Source organism: Salinivibrio sp. PR919 (assembly GCF_001995355.1).
GTDB classification, from domain to species: Bacteria; Pseudomonadota; Gammaproteobacteria; order Enterobacterales; family Vibrionaceae; genus Salinivibrio; species Salinivibrio proteolyticus.
On record NZ_MUFL01000163.1, the window covers coordinates 1 to 1,958 of the forward strand.

2 protein-coding genes are annotated in these 1,958 nt (G+C 41.6%); both read right to left on the reverse strand.

The annotated features are described in order from the left end of the window. Positions 1 to 286: 286 nt before the first annotated feature. A complete protein-coding gene (locus BZG83_RS16345) occupies positions 287 to 1,447 on the reverse strand; it encodes a site-specific integrase (RefSeq protein ID WP_131825117.1) in 1,161 nt (386 codons plus the stop codon). Positions 1,448 to 1,619: 172 nt separating this feature from the next. Further along, on the reverse strand, positions 1,620 to 1,958 hold a 339-nt coding region (locus tag BZG83_RS16350), incomplete at its 5' end, for a tyrosine-type recombinase/integrase (protein WP_158074989.1).

The window sequence follows — 1,958 nt, forward strand, 5'->3', positions numbered from 1 at the left end:
GTACATAAGGGCTGTGATACTCTCTATTACCTATTATTTATATATTTTATTTATCACCTAAATTACATACCAGCGAAAAGGTACTTTTCTGCTGAGATTTTTAACTATCACCTATTTACTTTAAAACTTATTTCTATGACTAAGTAGTTGTGGAATTTCGGTTACCCATCATCGTTTAGTAATGCTATGTTTTTGAGGGGGAAGTAGGTGTAATGAACACCTATGCTTTTGGTAAGAGTTAGCCCTCATCAACAGTTCTGATTGAAGCTGAGGGCGTATACGAAGGTTAAGCTACCTGCCGACTGGTGTGAGAAGGATAGAAGCGAAGATAGATGTTGTTGAGAATGTTTAGATCTCTGTGTCCCGATACTTTTGATATCGCAGATAGATCCCACCCCTTGTCGTACAGTCGACACAAAGCTTCTGCTCGCAGGTCGCGAAATTCTAGGTTTTCAATTCCAAGCTTTTTCATTGTTCGCCTCCAAGAGGTAGTTACAGATGCAGCGTTATAGGGGAAAATTGGATCACTATCTTTACCTCTGGGCTGTCGCGTAATGATTTCTATAGCTTTAGGTGACAGCTCAAAAGTTGAAGTTATCTTTTGACCCTTGTTTGGTGTTTTTCGATTACGAATAGTGAGGGTGCGATTCTCAGCATTCCAATCCCCCCAACAGATTTTGTTACTACAGATTTCTCCCCGTCTTGCTGCTGTTTCTTGGGCAAATTCAAAAAGATCTAGCATTGGTATTTTTTGGCGATAGTTGAGGCTCTGCTTTTGAAGTTCTTTTGCAATTGCATTTAACTCACCTTCTGTCGGTCGGCGAGTTCGCTCCTCACTGCGACAGATATAGCCTTTACGTCTTGCAGTCGCCATAGCATCGGCATAGCCACCGAGTTCAATTTCTAGTCGCAGCATCGTTTTGCAGTTTTGCAAGATTGAGCGCAGCACTGACAGGTTATGTGCAACGGTTTGAGGTTTGTTTCCCCATGTTACGTGCATATCTTTCGCTAAATTGAACCAGTGATAGGCTTCTAATTGATTTGCAGGTGCAATGCCAATATCAGTAAGGGCAATTCGTTTTAGCAGCGAGGCACTCTCAGCTTTCAAATCAATGAAAAGAGGGCTACTGATGCACGCATTGATAACATCGGACATAGATAGATGCTTTTGCGTTTGGGAGAAGAAACTAAAATCCCCTTTCGCAAATTGATCTGCGAGTTTTTTCTTGAACGCTTTTGCTTTTACTTCGGTCTTGAATGTGCGTGACCTTTGACCTGTTACTGGGTCACCCGCTAAGGCTCTGGCTCGGACTTTGAATTTAGAATTTACTTTTTCGATAAAAACAGAGGTCATATCTTTCTCGTAATAAGGCGTTTTCAAACTACGATCGATGCTAAGGCTCTGATTTTGAAAAGTAAAATAGACTGTTTTTTCAGCGGCATTCAACTAATTCACGCACTTAGGGCGATAGAGAAATGGTGAGAAATACATAGAATTGAAGTGATTCACGTACTTAGCCTCGGAAGCTAATCTTCTGAATATTAATTACTTCTCTTCGTTAATCGTGATCTTGGTCACATTTGACCTGTGTTTACAGGCCAAATTTCGAAGCGGTAACCTAGTTCTTTTTGTGTAGGCTTTCGACACCCACACGCAAATAGATGTTGTTTAAAACGTTTATATCTCGATGTCCTGTGATTTTTGATATTTCGACTATGTTCAATCCCCGCTCAAACAGTTGGCATGCCCCTTCTGCACGGAGGTCGTGATAGTGCAAATCCTTGATGTTTTGCTCTTTACACATGCGTTGCCACGCTGCACCGATGGAGCTGGCTTTGTACGGAAAAATATACTCTCCGGTTTGAGCCTGTCGTTTGATAATCTCGATAGCTTCAGGAAATAGCGGAATCGTGCAGTGATTACCTTTCTTCCTTCTAGGATCTTTGCGGTCCCGAAT